The 16,542-nt window shown below is 58.4% G+C and carries 17 protein-coding genes; 7 read left to right on the top strand and 10 right to left on the bottom strand.

The window, feature by feature from the left end; all coding sequences use genetic code 11:
* Nucleotides 1-12 precede the first annotated feature (12 nt).
* The gene (locus ACP15V_RS09660) at nt 13-1,413 is read right to left on the bottom strand and encodes a phosphomannomutase (RefSeq protein WP_424943480.1); all 1,401 of its coding nucleotides are present in this window, start codon (nt 1,411-1,413) and stop codon (nt 13-15) included.
* A gap of 32 nt (nt 1,414-1,445) precedes the next feature.
* Complete coding sequence (locus ACP15V_RS09665; protein WP_424943481.1) at nt 1,446-2,882, bottom strand: mannose-1-phosphate guanylyltransferase/mannose-6-phosphate isomerase; 1,437 nt, start codon at nt 2,880-2,882, stop codon at nt 1,446-1,448.
* 505 nt (nt 2,883-3,387) lie between these two features.
* Here ACP15V_RS09665 and ACP15V_RS09670 point away from each other — a divergent pair.
* Nucleotides 3,388-3,648 carry a hypothetical protein gene (locus ACP15V_RS09670; RefSeq protein WP_424943482.1) on the top strand — a complete coding sequence of 87 codons (261 nt, stop codon included), beginning with the start codon at nt 3,388-3,390 and terminating at the stop codon, nt 3,646-3,648.
* A 37-nt stretch (nt 3,649-3,685) separates the two neighbouring features.
* Here the strand turns inward: ACP15V_RS09670 and ACP15V_RS09675 are convergent, their stop codons facing one another.
* Nucleotides 3,686-4,324 (bottom strand): winged helix-turn-helix domain-containing protein, encoded by a 639-nt coding sequence (locus ACP15V_RS09675; protein WP_424943844.1) that lies wholly within the window; start codon nt 4,322-4,324, stop codon nt 3,686-3,688.
* Nucleotides 4,325-4,361: 37 nt separating this feature from the next.
* The gene (locus ACP15V_RS09680; protein ID WP_424943483.1) at nt 4,362-4,646 is read right to left on the bottom strand and encodes a hypothetical protein; all 285 of its coding nucleotides are present in this window, start codon (nt 4,644-4,646) and stop codon (nt 4,362-4,364) included.
* Between the two features lie 178 nt (nt 4,647-4,824).
* Here ACP15V_RS09680 and ACP15V_RS09685 point away from each other — a divergent pair, with 178 nt between their 5' ends.
* The 3 genes from ACP15V_RS09685 (at nt 4,825) to ACP15V_RS09695 (ending at nt 7,309) form a co-directional block, all read left to right on the top strand.
* Nucleotides 4,825-5,307, top strand: a complete 483-nt coding sequence (locus ACP15V_RS09685; protein WP_424943484.1) for a hypothetical protein — start codon at nt 4,825-4,827, stop codon at nt 5,305-5,307.
* Nucleotides 5,308-5,458: 151 nt separating this feature from the next.
* Entirely contained in the window at nt 5,459-6,097 is a 639-nt protein-coding gene (locus ACP15V_RS09690) for a ribonuclease HII (RefSeq protein ID WP_424943485.1), read from the top strand.
* Between the two features lie 111 nt (nt 6,098-6,208).
* A complete protein-coding gene (locus tag ACP15V_RS09695) occupies nt 6,209-7,309 on the top strand; it encodes a site-specific DNA-methyltransferase (RefSeq protein ID WP_424943486.1) in 1,101 nt (366 codons plus the stop codon).
* A gap of 217 nt (nt 7,310-7,526) precedes the next feature.
* On the opposite strand, the gene ACP15V_RS09700 is transcribed toward ACP15V_RS09695, so the two are convergent.
* Nucleotides 7,527-8,666: an alkane 1-monooxygenase gene (locus ACP15V_RS09700; protein WP_424943487.1), complete on the bottom strand. Its 1,140-nt coding sequence runs from the start codon at nt 8,664-8,666 to the stop codon at nt 7,527-7,529.
* 391 nt (nt 8,667-9,057) lie between these two features.
* On the opposite strand from ACP15V_RS09700, the gene ACP15V_RS09705 reads away from it, so the two are divergent.
* Complete coding sequence (locus ACP15V_RS09705) at nt 9,058-9,741, top strand: sugar transferase (protein WP_424943488.1); 684 nt, start codon at nt 9,058-9,060, stop codon at nt 9,739-9,741.
* 6 nt (nt 9,742-9,747) lie between these two features.
* Here ACP15V_RS09705 and mutY read toward each other — a convergent pair whose 3' ends face one another.
* On the bottom strand, nt 9,748-10,812 hold the full coding sequence (gene mutY / locus ACP15V_RS09710) for an A/G-specific adenine glycosylase (RefSeq protein WP_424943489.1): 1,065 nt from the start codon (nt 10,810-10,812) through the stop codon (nt 9,748-9,750).
* Nucleotides 10,813-10,893: 81 nt separating this feature from the next.
* On the opposite strand from mutY, the gene ACP15V_RS09715 reads away from it, so the two are divergent.
* Nucleotides 10,894-11,418, top strand: a complete 525-nt coding sequence (locus tag ACP15V_RS09715) for a DUF721 domain-containing protein (RefSeq protein WP_424943490.1) — start codon at nt 10,894-10,896, stop codon at nt 11,416-11,418.
* Nucleotides 11,418-12,071: a DsbA family protein gene (locus ACP15V_RS09720; RefSeq protein ID WP_424943491.1), complete on the top strand. Its 654-nt coding sequence runs from the start codon at nt 11,418-11,420 to the stop codon at nt 12,069-12,071. The genes ACP15V_RS09715 and ACP15V_RS09720 overlap by 1 nt, the downstream gene beginning before the upstream one ends.
* A 72-nt stretch (nt 12,072-12,143) precedes the next feature.
* On the opposite strand, the gene lpxK is transcribed toward ACP15V_RS09720, so the two are convergent.
* The 4 genes from lpxK to ACP15V_RS09740 form a co-directional block, all read right to left on the bottom strand.
* Complete coding sequence (lpxK, locus tag ACP15V_RS09725; RefSeq protein WP_424943492.1) at nt 12,144-13,136, bottom strand: tetraacyldisaccharide 4'-kinase; 993 nt, start codon at nt 13,134-13,136, stop codon at nt 12,144-12,146.
* Complete coding sequence (locus tag ACP15V_RS09730) at nt 13,137-14,336, bottom strand: 3-deoxy-D-manno-octulosonic acid transferase (protein ID WP_424943493.1); 1,200 nt, start codon at nt 14,334-14,336, stop codon at nt 13,137-13,139.
* 118 nt (nt 14,337-14,454) lie between these two features.
* Nucleotides 14,455-15,372, bottom strand: a complete 918-nt coding sequence (locus ACP15V_RS09735; protein WP_424943494.1) for an alpha/beta hydrolase — start codon at nt 15,370-15,372, stop codon at nt 14,455-14,457.
* A gap of 36 nt (nt 15,373-15,408) precedes the next feature.
* On the bottom strand, nt 15,409-16,461 hold the full coding sequence (locus tag ACP15V_RS09740; protein ID WP_424943495.1) for an NAD(P)-dependent oxidoreductase: 1,053 nt from the start codon (nt 16,459-16,461) through the stop codon (nt 15,409-15,411).
* Nucleotides 16,462-16,542 lie beyond the last annotated feature (81 nt).

A 16,542-nucleotide genomic window follows, 5' to 3' on the forward strand; every position in this document is an offset into this window, starting at 1 on the left:
GCCCCAACAGGATCAATCAGACAGGATTTTTGTCAGTTCGGCAACTTTCTGATCCAAGAGATCCGCATCCCCGCGCGTTTCGATATTCAGCCGCAACAGGGGTTCGGTGTTTGACCGGCGCAGGTTGAGCCGCCAGGCGCCGAAATCCAAACTCATCCCATCCGTATCATCGCGCGCCACCGCCTGATCTGCATAACCCGCTTCGACCTTAGCCACCGAGGCCCCAGCATCCGCCACGCGGAAATTGATCTCGCCAGAGGACGGGAACCTAGCGCGCCGATCCCGGATCAGATCGGCGAGCGAGACTTTTTTGCGCGACAGAAGTTCGACCACCAGAAGCCACGGGATCATGCCGCTGTCGCAGGCCATGAAATCGCGAAAATAGTGATGCGCGGACATTTCGCCGCCATAGACCGCGCCGCTTTGGCGCATCACCTGCTTCATGAAAGCATGCCCGGTGCGCGCCATCACGGCCTGCCCGCCCGCCGCACCAATCAGGTCGCGGGTGTTCCAGACCACACGCGGGTCATGCACAATCGGGTCGGTTGGATCTTTGGTCAGGAAACTTTCGGCCAGAAGCCCCACGACAAATTCGCCTGGCACAAAGCGCCCGTCGTGGTCAAACAGGAAACAACGGTCAAAATCCCCATCCCAGGCGATACCCAGATCCGCATGATGCGCGCGCACCACCTCGGCGGTTTGCGGCTGGTTCTCCGGCAAAAGCGGGTTGGGGATGCCGTTTGGAAAACGCCCGTCCGGTTGGTGGTTGTGGCGGATGAAATGAAGCGGCGCACCGGCCCGGCCCAGTGCCTCGGCGATCTTATCGAAACTTGGCCCCGCAGCGCCATTGCCCGCATTGACCACGATGCGCATCGGGTTGAGCGCCGTCACGTCGATGAAGGAAAGAACCCTGTCCACATAGGCCGTACGACATTCCGCAGCCCGACCCACATCATGCGACCCACCCGGTTGCTGCGGGTCAAACCTGCCCGCTTCGGCAAGGGTTTTGACCTGCGCAAATTCCGTGTCCGGGTCTAAGGGTGCGGCCCCGGTTTTCACCAGTTTCATGCCGTTATAATCCATCGGATTATGCGACGCGGTCACGCAGATGCCGCCATCCGCCGCAAAGTGTTCGGTGCCGAAATACACCTCTTCGGTGCCACACAGGTCAAGGTCGATCACCTCGACGCCCGAGGCCACCAGCCCGCGGGCCACGGCATTGGACAACGCCTCAGAGGACGCGCGCGGATCACGCCCCAGCACCACGCGACGCGCGCCCAACACCTGTGCAAAGGCGCGGGCCACGCGAAAGGCCACCCCTTCATCCAGATCGACCCCAAGTCGGCCGCGAATGTCGTAGGCTTTAAAGCAGGTCATGGGGCGTGCGGCCGGCAGCAGGTCTGTGGTCGTCATCATGGTCCCTTCGTGGTCCGTTTTGTGGGGGGTCAGCCTTTGGCCCCCTGACCACGGGCATAGACATCGTCATAGCGGATGATGTCGTCTTCGCCCAGATACGCACCGGTCTGCACCTCGATCAAGGTCATCGGAACCTTGCCGGGGTTTTCCATCCGGTGCTTGGCGCCCAGCGGGATATAGATCGACTGGTTTTCGGTCACCAGTTGTTCTTGATCCTCAATCGTGACGCGTGCGGTGCCCTGCACCACAATCCAATGTTCCGACCGGTGGTGATGCGATTGCAGGCTGAGGGCGGCGCCCGGATGCACAACGATCCGCTTCACCTGGAACCGGTCACCCGTGGCGAGGCTTTCGAAATAGCCCCACGGGCGGTGATCCTTGGGGAACTGTTCGGCCTGTACCGCGCCTTTTTGTTTCAACAGGCATACCGCCTTTTTCACATCCTGCCCGGCGCGCGTGTCCGCCACCAGAACCGCATCGGGCATGGCAATGGCAATGATGTTTTCCAACCCGACACCAACCAGTTCCACACCGCGATCTTCGGACCGCAGCAGGCTGTCTTTGCAATCAATCGCATGGGCCGCGCCATTTGTGACCACGCCGTTGTCATCCGGCGTGCCTTCGCGCAGCACCGCATCCCAGCCGCCAAGATCGCTCCACCCGGCAGAGAACGGTACGACGACAAGATTTTCGGCCCGCTCCATCACGGCATAATCGATCGAAATATCCTCGGCCTTGGCCCAGGCCGCCGGGGCGAGGCGCAAAAAACCCAGATCGGGCGTGCCCTTTTCCACCGCCGCCTGTACCGGATCAATCAGGTTGGGGGCGTAATGCAGAAAGGCCTCGATGATCGCGGAGGCGGTGAACATGAAAATCCCGGCATTCCACAAGAACCGCCCTGCATCGACCATTTCGGCGGCGCTTCTCGCGTCCGGCTTTTCCACAAAGCCGCGCAGGTCGAGCACCTCTGCCGTCCCGTCCGGGGCGTTGTCCAGTTCCAGATAGCCATAGCCGGTTTCCGCGTGGGTTGGCGTGATCCCAAAAGTGACCAGCTTGCCGGCCCTCGCGGCCCCGACCCCCTGCATCACCGCAGCACGGAACGCATCATCATCGGGGATGACGTGATCGGACGGGGCCACCAGCATCAGCGCATCCGGATCCTTGCGCGACAGCCAGAAGGCCGCGGCCAGAATGGCGGGTGCGGTGTTGCGCCCCTCCGGTTCGATCAGGATTGCGCCGGGATCCACCCCGACCTCTGCCAATTGTTCGGTCACAATGAAACGAAAATCCGAATTGGTCAGGACCACAGGGGAGGCAAATCTGTCATCCGACAGGCGCTGGACCGAGGCCTGCAACAGAGAGGTTTCGCCGATCAGGCGCGAAAACTGCTTGGGATAGGATTTTCGGGACAAGGGCCAAAGCCGCGTGCCCGACCCGCCGCATAACAGTACCGGAACAATCTGCATGAGGGGCTCCTTCTATGCGCTGCAACAGACCGAACCTAGATAGATCGATCAGCCGAGGATTGAGGGGACAGAAACAATCATGACGTGAGCAAACCGTATGCCATACACCCTTATAGCATCACAAATCACCTTGTAATTGATTTTTTCCGGCACCCACTTCACCCATAGGGTTATAGCGGGGGTAACCTTCGCCCATATGCCGGTTTCAACAAGCAACCAATCGAAGGATTTCTCCTCAAGCCCACCAGTTTGTGCTAAGGTGGCAGGCCATTTGACTGCACCGTTTTTTTCCGGTCGCGCTCATCTCATCCCCATGTCATCCAATCAGGAGAACAGATATGCTGCTTAAATCCCCGCGCGCCGGTCCGTCGATTTTCAATTTCGTGTGGTGAGTTTCGTTGATGAGTAAATCGGTTTCATTGCCATGCCAGGCGCAACAATTGATCAGATCATAGAATACGCTCTTGAAGAGCTGCTCTCCGGTGATGTGGACCGGAGGCGGGGAATGGTTCGCAATATCTGCCAGAAATGGCCGTCTGAACCTGCCCTGTCCGTGGTGTTTGCCCTGACCAATGCCGCATCCATGGTGGAAGACAACCTGGCCAAGACCCGCGCCAATGATGATCTGCGATTGGCCACCTATAAGATGGTCGCGCTTTTGGCTGCAGATGTTTACGCAGCAGAAGCCATCGGGCATTCGCCGGTTCTGGCAAAAGACCTTCTGCATTTCTGGCGCCGTGTGGACAGCTATTTCCTGACATTGTGACCGTCAGAAGAGGCCGGGCAAAACGCCCGCCCCGCCCTCAGATCATCCGGATCACATCCTTGTCGATCGACAGCATATAGCCGCGGCGGGCAATGGTTTTCACCAACAATTCGCTCATCAACTGGTTGCCCATCGCATCGCGCAACCGCTTGATCCGCGTGGCCCCGGCGGCCTCTTCGCAATCAGATGCATCCCGACCTGAAATCAACCCTTCCAGTTCAGATCCGGTCAGCACCTCGTCATCCATTCGCGCCTCGGCCAGGGCCGACAGGGTTTCAATGGCCGCTTCGGTCAGGCTCAGCTCCATATTGTTCAGATAGACGGTGCGTTCTTCGCGGCTGATCAGAAGCGAGTTCACCTGGATGCCAGCCCGTTCAATTTCGCCCATGCGACGGTTTAGACCAATGATGGTGATCAAAAACACCAGCGCGGCCACCAGCAGCGCCGAGGCAAAGACCAAAAGCACGAAGATCACCATTCGATAACTGGTCAGAGTGTCGGCAAAAGACGTGCCGGACTGCGCCAGGATCTCAAGCAGCTTGATTTCCGCGCCAGAAGTCAGATTGTCATTTTCAACAAAGATCCGCTCGACCCGCGCGTTGAACGCATTGGCATCCGGCAGGCTGATGAACAAGAACACAGCCGCCACCAGAAGAATGGCAACAATCGCCGCCATCCCAATGACGATCACCCGTGACGCCCCTTTGCGCGCATCAGAAGCGAAGGAAATATTGTCCGGCACTCTCTTTCCTTTCCTCAAGCCCGTTTTCATCGAAAATCGACAGGATGTTCAAAAGCACCCACCCTTCCGGGGAGAGGCGCGATGTGACCTGACGCGTGGCTGCGGCCTTGTCGCCACAGGCCGTGTCTGGCAGCTCCATGACACCATAATGCAGTTTCAACGGGTCGTCCCGCTTGGCTTTGTAATCGGCATAGCACGCCGCCTGTGCCGGAAGCGCAATTGCCATGAGGGCGAGGGAATAGAGGATCTGTTTCATATCGAAACCATGCGCGGGGCAGATGGGATATTCAATAACATTCGGGGGTTTGCGGGGCTGATATCCCATAACAAGGGGCAGATATGGCTTGTCTGTTCCCACCCGCCGCAAACTGGGTTCATGCCAATCACGTCGCCCGACCGGTGACAGCCTGAAAGATAAAAAACAGGAGTTGATCATGACCCGCCTTTCCTTACGCAGTTTTACCCGCGGTATGATGATGCCGTTCCTTGTGGCAGCCCTCAGCCTGAACCCGATGACCTCGGGGCCTGCCCTGGCGGGATCAAAGGACAACGAAGATGTGGGGGCCCTGATCGCCGCCCTGTTGGGGCTGGCAGTTGTGGGCACGATCATCGCGAAAAGCAATGACCGCGACGATGACCGCGCAAAACCCAAGCCGCGCCGTCATGTAAAACCTGCCCCCAAGCGTCATTCAAAGTATCGGCTTCCGAACAAATGCCTGCGCAAGTTCCAGACCCAATTTGGCAAGAAACGCTATTGGGGTCGCGGATGCCTGAACAAGCGCTATGACCATGTGAAGTCGCTGCCCAAGGCCTGCCGCGACACGGTTGTCATCAAAAACAATGACGGCGTCTGGGTGCCGCGCAAGGTGTTTCACCCGCGTTGCCTGAAGGAGGCTGGCTACCGCAAGCGTCACTGATCTTTGAACTCGTTCCGTGAGACGGTGCGGCAACCCCATCCGTTCAGCCGCACCGGCATGACCACCCTTTCCGGTCATGTTCAACTGGCAGAGGTTTCGGCCTCTGCCTTTTTTACTTGCGATACCACGCCAATTGAGCCAGTCCGAAACCATGACCCAGACAGCTCCTGATGACAGTTTCGAACAGGCCGCCCGCGCGCGCGGCTTTGCCCGTATCGCCGGGGTGGATGAGGTGGGCCGTGGCCCACTGGCCGGCCCCGTGACCGCCGCCGCCGTGGTGCTTGACCCGGCGCGCATCCCCGAGGGGTTAAATGACAGCAAGAAACTGACCGCGAAACGGCGCGAGGTTTTGTTTGACCAGATCATGGAACTGGCTGACGTATCGATTGCCCATGCCACGGTCGACGAGATTGACAACCTCAATATCTTGTATGCCAGCCACCTGGCGATGGAACGCGCGGTGGCGGGGCTCTCTGTTCCGGCCGATCACCTTCTGATCGACGGCAATATGGTGCCAAAGGGGCTGACAACCTCAAACGAAACGCTTGTCAAAGGCGATGGTCGATCGGTCTCAATTGCGGCAGCGTCCATTGTGGCCAAAATCACCCGCGACCGGATCATGGTGGATTTGGCGCAACAGTTTCCCGGTTATGGATGGGAGAAGAATGCAGGCTATCCGTCAAAAAGCCACAAGGACGCGCTGGTGAAATTGGGTGTGACCCCACACCATAGACGCTCGTTCAAACCGATCCACAATATCTTGTATCAACAGAAAAATGTAACAGGCTGATTCAAAAAAGAATTTGACCCGTTATCCACAAGCCGTCATCTTTATCCACAATGAATGAGCGCAAAAATGCGCCGTCTAAAGAGCGCGATAGCGCCGGTACATGAGGCAGAAATGACGACTAAAACCAAAAGAAAGGCGGCTCTCGAGCTGCCACTCAATGAGATATTGGCTGGTGATTGCATCGAAGTGATGAATGGCCTGCCCGAGAATTCCGTTGACCTGATTTTCGCTGATCCCCCCTATAATCTGCAGTTGAAAGGCGAGCTGCATCGCCCGGACAATTCCAAGGTGGATGCGGTTGATGATCACTGGGACCAGTTCGACAGTTTCAAAGCCTATGACCAATTTACCCGCGCCTGGCTGAAGGCCGCGCGCCGCATCCTGAAGCCCGACGGGGCGATCTGGGTGATCGGATCTTACCACAACGTCTTTCGCATGGGGGCCGAGCTGCAAAACCAGGGCTATTGGATCCTGAACGATGTGGTCTGGCGCAAATCAAACCCGATGCCAAACTTCCGCGGCAAGCGGTTCACCAACGCCCATGAAACGATGATCTGGGCGTCAAAATCCGAAGGCGCGAAATACACCTTCAATTACGAAGCGCTGAAAGCCCTGAACGAAGGCATTCAGATGCGCTCTGACTGGGTGCTGCCGATCTGCACCGGGCATGAGCGCCTGAAGGATGAAAATGGCGACAAGGCCCATCCGACCCAGAAACCGGAAAGCCTTCTGCATCGCGTGCTGGTTGGCTCCACCAACCCCGGCGACGTGATCCTTGACCCGTTCTTCGGCACCGGCACCACCGGTGCGGTCGCCAAGATGCTGGGTCGTGATTTCATTGGGATCGAGCGCGAAGAGGCCTATCGCAAAGTGGCCGCAAAACGCATCTCCAAAGTGCGCAAATTCGACAAAGAAGCCCTGCAAACCACCCAATCCAAACGCGCCGAACCGCGTGTGCCCTTTGGCCAACTGGTCGAACGTGGCATGTTGCGCCCGGGCGAAGTTCTGGTCAGCCCGCGCGGCAAAACCGCCAAAGTGCGCGCCGATGGAACGTTGATTTCCGGGGACGCGCGCGGTTCGATCCACCAGGTTGGGGCCGCCCTTGAAAGCGCGCCCAGCTGCAATGGCTGGACCTATTGGCACTTCAAGCAGGATGGCAAGAAGACCCCGATCGACGTGCTGCGCCAGCAAGTGCGCGCCGAGATGGTCTGAGCCACGCCACCAAGCTTTCTGAACAACAAGAACAACTCGGGCGCGTCACAAGCGCGCCCGGATAACGGTGTACCGCCGTGCCTGTGGCAAAATCCACGGCACACACAACTTGCCCCGCTCTTTCACGAGCGGGGCTTTTTTTTGACCAAAATCAGGGGCTTTGCCCCTCGCGCAGTCGCGCTCACCCCAGGATATTTGTGACAAGGAAAATAAGGGGTTAGCGGATGGTTGGCGGCGGCAGTTCGCCACGCTTATACGGCCCCCAATCCTCGATATCGGGGTAATAGCGTTTGCGCCAGGCCCGTACGCGCGGGTTCATGCGGCGGCGCCATAGGGGTGGGATCATCGCCATCATGGTCATCACCACATAGCCAAAGGGCAGTTGCGGGGCCACGTCATCGGGATAGGTCTGCAACAGCGGGAAACGTCGGGCAGGTTTGTAATGGTGGTCCGAATGGCGCTGCAGGTTGATAAAGAGCCAATTGGTCGCCTTGTGGTCAGCATTCCACGAGTGATGCGGGCGCACGGGTTCATATTTGCCCTCGCCCAGATGGCGGCGGGTCAACCCGTAATGTTCGACATAATTGGTCAGCTCCAATTGCCAGACGGCCACAAGGGCCTGGAACGCAAACAGCGCCAGACCCAGCCAACCGCCGATCAGCACAGCCAGCATGACGGCCATAAGTTGCAGCACCCAATAGCGCCAGAACGGGTTTTTCCCATCCCAGGCCGACAACCCACGCCGCGCCAGCATCGCCTTTTCCGCTTTCCAGGCCGAGACCGGGCTTTCGACCAAAACGCGGAAAAAGAACCGGTGAAAGCCCTCGTTGTAACGGGCGGTCACGGCGTCACGTGTTGTGCCGACATGCGGGTGGTGCACCAACAGATGTTCGGTTCGGAAATGGCTGTAAAGCACTGTCGCCAGCAACAGATCCGCCAACCATCGTTCAAACCGGTTGGTCTGGTGCATCAGTTCGTGGCTATAGACAATGCCAATGGTGCCCGACAGCACGCCCACCCCAAAGAACACGCCGAATTTTTCGCCCAGCGACAGGTGATTTGCGTCACTCACATAGATCAGCATGCCATAGATCATGCCGAACTGGATCGGGACCCAGATCATGGTGATCAGGCGATACCAGAACAGTTGTTCTTCTGTGGTTTCCAGGTCTGGATTGTCGGTGTTGCGCCCCAAAACTGCGTCCAGCCCGGTGTAAAGCCACCAGGTGCCCAGCGGCGGCAATAGAAGATACCATCCGCCTTTGGTGGCGGCCAGCACGACCAGCAGCGGCAAGATGATGGATATCCCAAACGGGGCGGCCTGCCTGAAACTGGCAATCTGACGAGCGGGGACCATGACACGTTCCTTTCCGTTACAATTGGCTTACGCTGGATTTGCAAGCGGCTCAATGCATTCCATTCCCCAGGAGGGTATCAGGGCATGGGTTTGAAAGCCTTGACGGACAATGGTCAACGCATTTCGTCCTTTCACGGCCGGGTCACGCGCCCTGCCGGATTGGCATTGGGGGCCGACAGAGTGGCCTCATTTCCCGGACCGAAATCGCCTATCTTTAGATTGAGGAATTGGCGGTCAACTCTTCTTATGGAAGATACCCTTTCACGTGTATTTTGCGTCTAATTTTCAGTTTTAACGATTTTTTTATAGTAAACTTAAACTAAACAATTTATGTATAACCCAGTTGATTAAGGGGTTTTCGCAGTCAAATTCATCTGGTGGGGTCTCAATCATGAAGGATTTTGGATATCAATTCCAACCTTACGCAGAGATTGATTCAGCGAAACCACGCCCGGCCTTCAGGTTTTATCGAGATTTCAGCAAACGCGTGCTCGACTTTGCCGTTGCGATTTTCCTTCTGCCTCTTTTGGTCCCGGTCATTGGCCTGTTCATTCTCATGATCAAACGCGATGGCGGTCCCGGGCTTTACGCACAAGAACGGGTGGGGCTGAATGGCAAACGGTTTCAGTGCTGGAAGCTGCGCACCATGGTTCAAGACGCCGAATTGATCCTGGAAGACCTCTGCGCAACCGATCCCCTGATCGCCCGGGAATGGGCAAAAAATCAAAAGCTTGCCGATGACCCGCGCATCACCCCGATCGGTCGGTTCCTGCGGGCCACCAGCCTTGATGAGCTGCCCCAGATCTTCAACGTCCTGATCGGAGACATGAGCTTTGTCGGCCCCCGCCCCTTTATGACGTCGCAGGAATTCCTGTACAAAAATGCCGGCGGGCAAGCGTATTTCCACATGCGGCCGGGCATCACCGGACCGTGGCAAGTGTCAGGGCGAAACGAAACCGGATTTCTGGATCGGATCCGCTTTGACCAGATGTATCTGGAACAGCAAAGCCTGCCAAAAGATCTGATGCTTATGCTTAGAACCGCCGGCGTGGTGGTGCGCCAAACCGGTCGTTGACCAGGCTCATACCCCCAGCTGATCCTTCGCCAGATCATAGGCCTTGCGCATGACCGTTGGCAGATCGGACGGGCGGAGCCTTTGGAATTCACCATGATCCGGACTGGTCCCCACGGGCACTTCGGCCAAACGCAGTGACATGCGCAGGTGAAAATGGGTGAAGGTATGTCGCACTTCGACCCCGGGATTTTGCCAATTTGCGGACAGAGGAGGGTCTTCGAGCGCCACCTCGCCCCATGCGGCCCCGGGCCAGCCCAACATGCCGCCCAGAAGCCCCTTTTCGGGGCGTCGTTCAACCAACCAGGCCCCGTCTTCGCGCCGCGCCAGATAGGCGATGCCGTGACGCGTGGGCTTTTGTGCTTTGGGCCTTTTGCGGGGCAATTCGGCTGCAACCCCTGATGCGCGCGCCTGGCAAGGGGTGCGCCAGGGGCAAATCCCGCAGGCGGGCGATTTCGGCGTACAAATCGTGGCCCCCAGATCCATCACCGCTTGTGCATAATCCCCCGGTCGGGTGATCGGGGTCAGCGTTGCAGCGGCGGCTTTCATCTGTGGCTTGGCATCGGGAAGCGGCGTTGTGATCTCAAACACCCGCGCCATGACCCGTTCGACATTCCCATCCACAACTGTTTCCGGCTGATCAAAAGCGATGGCGGATATGGCGGCGGACGTGTAGGGGCCAATGCCCGGAAGTGTCTCTAATCCTGCCCGATCCTGCGGAAAACCGCCCCGTTCGGCCACCACACGGGCGCATTTCAGAAGGTTGCGGGCGCGGGCGTAATATCCAAGCCCGGCCCATTCCCCCATCACCTGTTCATCCGGCGCTGCGGCCAGATCGTCGACCCGGGGCCAAAGCATCAGGAAACGTTCGAAATAGGATTTCACCGCGGCAACAGTGGTCTGTTGCAACATGATCTCGGACAGCCAAACCGCATAAGGATCCGGCACCACACCCGCCGCGCGGTCCGCGGGCCCCACCCGCCAGGGCAGCACGCGCGCATGGGCATCATACCACGCCAACAAATCGTCGGGATCCGGCTGGATAATCTGCGCTTTTTCTTGCCCGTCACACATCTGTGACTCCCCCTCGCTGCTTTCCTCTGGCATTGCTTGTATGAGGCTTTAGAATACGGTCAAACAAGGAAGTTACCAGCCGTGAGCAAAACCACCCCTCCGAAGCGCCGCAAGCGCGGGTTCGAACGCACGTCGAGCCTGCTGACCGCGCGCATCCGCAAGGCGGGCGAGGCACGCGGTTTCGCGGTGACGCGGGTGTTGACCCATTGGGCCGAGATTGTCGGGCACGAGATGTCCTCGATCGCCCGCCCGGTGGACGTGTCTTACGGGCGCGGCGGCATGGGGGCGACCCTGACCGTGCTGACCACAGGGGCCCAGGCACCGATGCTGGAGATGCAGAAAAACGCCCTGAAAGATCGGGTGAACGCCTGCTATGGCTATAACGCCATTTCGCGCATTCGCATCACCCAGACCGCCGCCACCGGTTTTGCCGAAGGTCAGGCGCAGTTCACACCGGCCCCGAAGGCCAAAAAGAAACCCGACCCCAAGATCCAGACCCGCGCCAAGGCGGACACATCGGATGTGGGGGATGACACCCTGCGTAAGGCGCTCGAAGCGCTGGCGCAGAATGTATATACAAAGCAGCAAAAAGAGGCTGAGAGTTAATGAACCGAATTCTTCCCATGATCGCCGTTGCGGCTGTCGCCGCCCTTGGCGGTGCCTTTTACATGAGCCAAAATCAGGGCTCCGTGCCAGGTGTTTCGCTGGCCGTGGCCCAAGACGCAGATGTGGTTCCCGCCAAGGACATGGTGCTGGGGGATGAAAATGCCCCGGTCACCGTGATCGAATACGCATCCTACACCTGCCCACATTGCGCCAACTGGCATGAGGACAGCTTTAAACAGTTGAAAAAAGACTACATCGACACGGGCAAGGTGAAGTTCATTCACCGCGAGGTCTATTTTGATCGCTTTGGTCTGTGGGCCGGGATGATTGCCCGTTGCGGCGGGGATGAACGGTATTTCGGCCTGAACGATATGATCTACTCTGGCCAAAAAGAGTGGATTGGCGAGGGCGACCCGGCGACCATTCTGGAAAACCTGCGCAAAATTGGCCGCACCGCGGGTATGACCAATGAAGAAATGGAAGTTTGTCTGACGGACGAAAGCTTTGCCCAGAGCCTTGTCGCCGCCTATCAGCAGAATGCCACCGCCGACGAGATCCGCGCCACGCCGACCTTTGTGATCAATGGCGAAAAGCTGTCGAATATGAGCTATGCTGATTTCGCAGCCGCGATCGACGCGCAGCTGGAGCAATAATACCTCTGACATCACACCAAAGGCGCGCCACATTCGGCGCGCCTTTTTTGCTCTCTGATGACCAAATAGGCTTTATCCCAGCCCGATTTTGACCAGAGCCTGATCAAGTGCCGTCTGATCATGCAGCTCTAACCGCACCGGAACTGTCAACACCTTGCGCCGGAAGGATTGCGGCAATCGCACCGCGTCTTTTTCCGTTGTGATCAATTGCGCGCCCAGCGCTGCGGCTTCCAGTTCCAGACGTTTCATCAAGGCCTCGGTCAGGGGCTGATGATCCGCCAGCGCTTCGGCCCGCAGCAGATTTGCCCCCAAACCACGCACCGTGGCAAAGAATTTGTCCGGGTGGCCAATCCCGGCAAAAGCCAGCACATCCATGCCTTCGAAATCCATCCCCATCTGCAAGGGTTCAAGATGCGCGGTTAGATGTGGCAGGCGCAGGATGTGAGACCATTCCTGCCGAAAACGCTTCTGTGCGCCCCCCGGACCAATCGACAAAAGCAGATTGGCACGCGCCAACCCCGCCTCTACCGGCTCTCGCAAAGGGCCGGCCGGAATGCAGCGCGCATTGCCAAACCCTTTCACCGCATCCACCACAACGATGGACAGATCTTTTTCGATGCTCGGGTTTTGAAACCCGTCATCCATCAGGATCACATCCGCCCCCGACGCCTCGGCGGCTTGCACTGATTTGACCCGATCCTTGCCGACCCAGACCGTCGTAAAGGCCGCCATCAACATCGGCTCGTCGCCGACCTGGGCAGCGCTGTGTTCACGCTCTTGCACCCGAAGCGGCCCTTCGACCGACCCGCGATGCCCGCGCGAAACGATGTGGACCGACTTGCCACGCCCCATCAAAATCTGCGCCAATGCGATGGTGGTGGGGGTTTTGCCGGTGCCCCCAGCGTTGATATTGCCGATACAGATCACCGGCACGCGCGCCTTATAGCCTGATCCGCGCACCCGACGGGCCGTGCCCAAACCATAGAGCCACCCCAGAGGCGCCAGAAGGCGCGCACGCCAATGAGGTTGATCAGGTGGGGTAAACCAGAAACTGGGCGTTTTCATCTATATCCCCCGCTTGTCCAGCATCTCAAGCACCAGCCCTTCGACAAGGCCCGATAACTCCGCCCCGCTGGTGGTAATATCCCAGGCGGCTATGGCCATCTCCGCCGCATTCTCGGGCTGCAACAGGTGATCTACTTCCAGCGCCAGACTGGCCTCATCACGCACCTTGCGTGCTGCGCCAGCTGATTCAAGTCGCTTGAACATATCGGCAAATCGGTCCTGTCGCGGACCAAACAACACCGCAGACCCCAAAGAGGCCGGATCATTTGGCGCAAGACAATCACCGCCCAGCAGGGTTTGCCCCATAAAGGTGATTGGCGACAGATGCATCCACAACGCCTCTTCCCCGGGCAGGTCGGCAATGTAAATCTGCACTTCCGGGGTCGGATCATCCCCATCAGATCGCAAAGCCGCAACCCAACCCTCACCTTCCAATTTCGCAGCCAGACCGGGGGCGCGATCAACATCGTCAGGCACCAGGACCAACAGCAATCGGTGCGATTTGCGCATCAGCTGGCGTTGCGCCGCCAGCACCGTCAGATCCTCTGCTTCGGATATATTTAACGCAAGCCAGAGGGGACGCGCCCCCAACACGCCCGCCATGTCATCCCGTTCCGCCTGATTGCACGTTGGCGGCTGGGTTTGTTCTTGCAAGGCCCCGGCAACGCGCAATTTGTGCGCGGGCACGCCCATACGGGACAACACCGCCGATGCGCCCTCGTTTTCCGCAAGAATAGTGTCGAATCCACTGGTGATCATGCGCGCCGTGCCCGGCGTCCACCGCAAGGCCGGTTGATCGGAAATCGGTGAACGCGCATTGATCCAGATCGACGCAACCCCCCGCAAATGGCTCTCGGCCAATGTGGTGATCTCCAACCGCTGATCCATCCACAACAGAAGGTCCGGTGACCAGTGATCAAGGAACGGGCGCACCTGATCCGGCACGTCTTCCGGCAACCGTTGGCATATGATCAGGTCGCTGAGGTTTTGCGGGATATCCGCATCTTTGCACCCATTGCGATGAGTGATCAGAAAACACAAGTCATCCCGGGTCTGCGTCAATTGCCGCAAAAACCCGATCAGGGCTTTCATATCATCGGCGCATCCCACATGACACCATATCAACGGGCCACCCTCAGGCCGGACCGGACGATCCACAATCTCGGCCTCGTCGGCCTCTTGCCTTTTCAGGCGATGCATCAAGCGATGCAGATATATTCCCGGTGGCAACATGCCCTGCCCTCAGCCCGCCGCAATGCCCGATCTTCTCAGGCTTTCATTTCCCTCAATCTAGGCCAGCTGAGGATTGGGGGAAAGATCAGAACGGCCAGTTTTCGTTGGCAAGAGAACGGATTGCGTGGATGATCCGATCGAAACTCTGACGCGCGCGGGTGACAGAGCTTCGCCCCCGCAGATACCCGTGAACCAGCCCCTGTTCTTCGACCCAATGGGCCTTGCCACCTGCCGCCCGTATCCGATCTCGATACGCCCCGCCATCATCCGAAAGCGGATCACATTGCGCGGTGATCACAACGGTGGGCGGCAGGCCCGCAAAATCACTGTCCAACAGGGGTGCAGAGGTCGGATCCACCGGGCCATCCACCCCGCCATACCGCATAGACATGTAAAATTTCACCTCGTCTAATGTCAGCATCGGCGCTTTGGCATGTCGGATGTAAGAGCCTTGCCCCATGTCACCACCCAGGCCGGGATAGATCAGAACCTGCCCGGCGATCTCGATGTGACCACGCGCTTTGTGGGCCACCGCTGCGGCCAGGTTCCCACCGGCGCTATCTCCCGCCAAAACTGTCACTCCGGGCCAGGTTAGAGACACATACTGCGTCACGCTCCACGCATCCTCAAAGGCGGCAGGATGAGGATGTTCCGGGCACAGCCGATAATCCGTTGACACGAGCCGCAGCCCTGTGCGCTGACAGATTTCCGCACAGACATCGTCGTGACTGTCGAGCCCGCCAACCACAAACCCGCCCCCATGAAAGAAGGCCACGGTGCCGGCCGGATCGGCGGGTTCGTAGATACGCAGGGGAATGCCCTCTGCACGATCATCACGCACCGAAATGCCAGCCGGATAACCGGAGAAAAACGCGCGGCACATGCGATCATAGATCTGTCGTTGCTCTGCAACGGACAGGTGCGTGGTATCCGGGGGATAATAGTCTTCAGTCTTTCGAATGAAGGCCCAGGTTTCGTCGTCGATCAGCGTTTCATAGTCCATGACCAGACGCTATGTTTGATGCGCCGCCTTGACAAGTCACCGCATGCGTTGCGGCGCCAGCCCAAGTGCGTGATCTGCCAGGTCATCTCTGTGCGGCAATTCCACCACATTTTCCCCATGCGCGCGACCCACCCCTGGAATGATACGAGCGCGCACCCCCGCGACGCGAAATTGCGCAAGTTTAGTCTCTGTCTGGAGATCACCCTGTGCAGAACCAGACACCAGCCACACCACGCGTCGACCCTCTTTTGCGGCCTTTTCCGCGACCGGAAGGGCGCCGTTGATCACATTCATCCGCTCGGCATCCCGCCGCAGCAATGCCAACACCTCTGATGTGACGCTATGATCATGCATCACAAGGTCCGCGCGTTGCATCGCCCGCAAAGCGCGAAAGGTGACAAGATCAGCGTCTCCTGACCCCAAGCCGATGACCGTCACATCTCCGCGATTGTCGGTTGCCGCCTGGTTCAGATCCTCGTGAATCAGCGCTTCGGCATGGTCCGCATTCCCTTCAAGAAAACGATCAGCGACCGGACCATCAATCATTTGCTCCCAAAATCGGCGACGCGCGCGGCCACCAGGAATGGCGGCTTCGATCTTTTTGCGAAACCCGGACAGGAAGCGGGCCAGTTGACCGTAGTTGCTGGGCAACATGGCCTCGATCCGCGCGCGGAGAATACGGCCGATAACGGGGGCCGTGCCCCCGGTGGAGATTGCGACGGTCACAGCATCCCGCTCCACCACAGAGGGGGTGATAAAGTCGCACAGCGGCTTGACGTCAGCCACATTGACCAAAGCCCCCGCGGCCTTGCCTTCACGATGCAAAAATGCATCTCGATCGGGATCATCTGATGCACCATAGGCGACAATCACATCCTGAAAATCAGCTTGCTGTGGGACACGCGGCACATGGGTAAACCTTTCGCGTCCCAGCAAGGACAGAACCTCTGCCCCCGGCGCGGGATCAAACAGGCGCACCCAGGCGCCAGCCGACAAGGCCCGTTCCGCCCGTCGCGCCGCGCCAGTCCCACCCCCATCCACAAGGATGGTCCGTTCTTTCACATCAAGAAACAAAGGCAGGTGGTCCATGGCGCGTCTCCGGGATCGGTGTGGTTGTTTGACCCGAAATATGGAAACTGTTCCAGTAAAAGCGAGGAAATGCCCCCGTGA

It is taken from the genome of Aliiroseovarius crassostreae, from assembly GCF_049803815.1.
Classification (GTDB): domain Bacteria; phylum Pseudomonadota; class Alphaproteobacteria; order Rhodobacterales; family Rhodobacteraceae; genus Aliiroseovarius; species Aliiroseovarius crassostreae_A.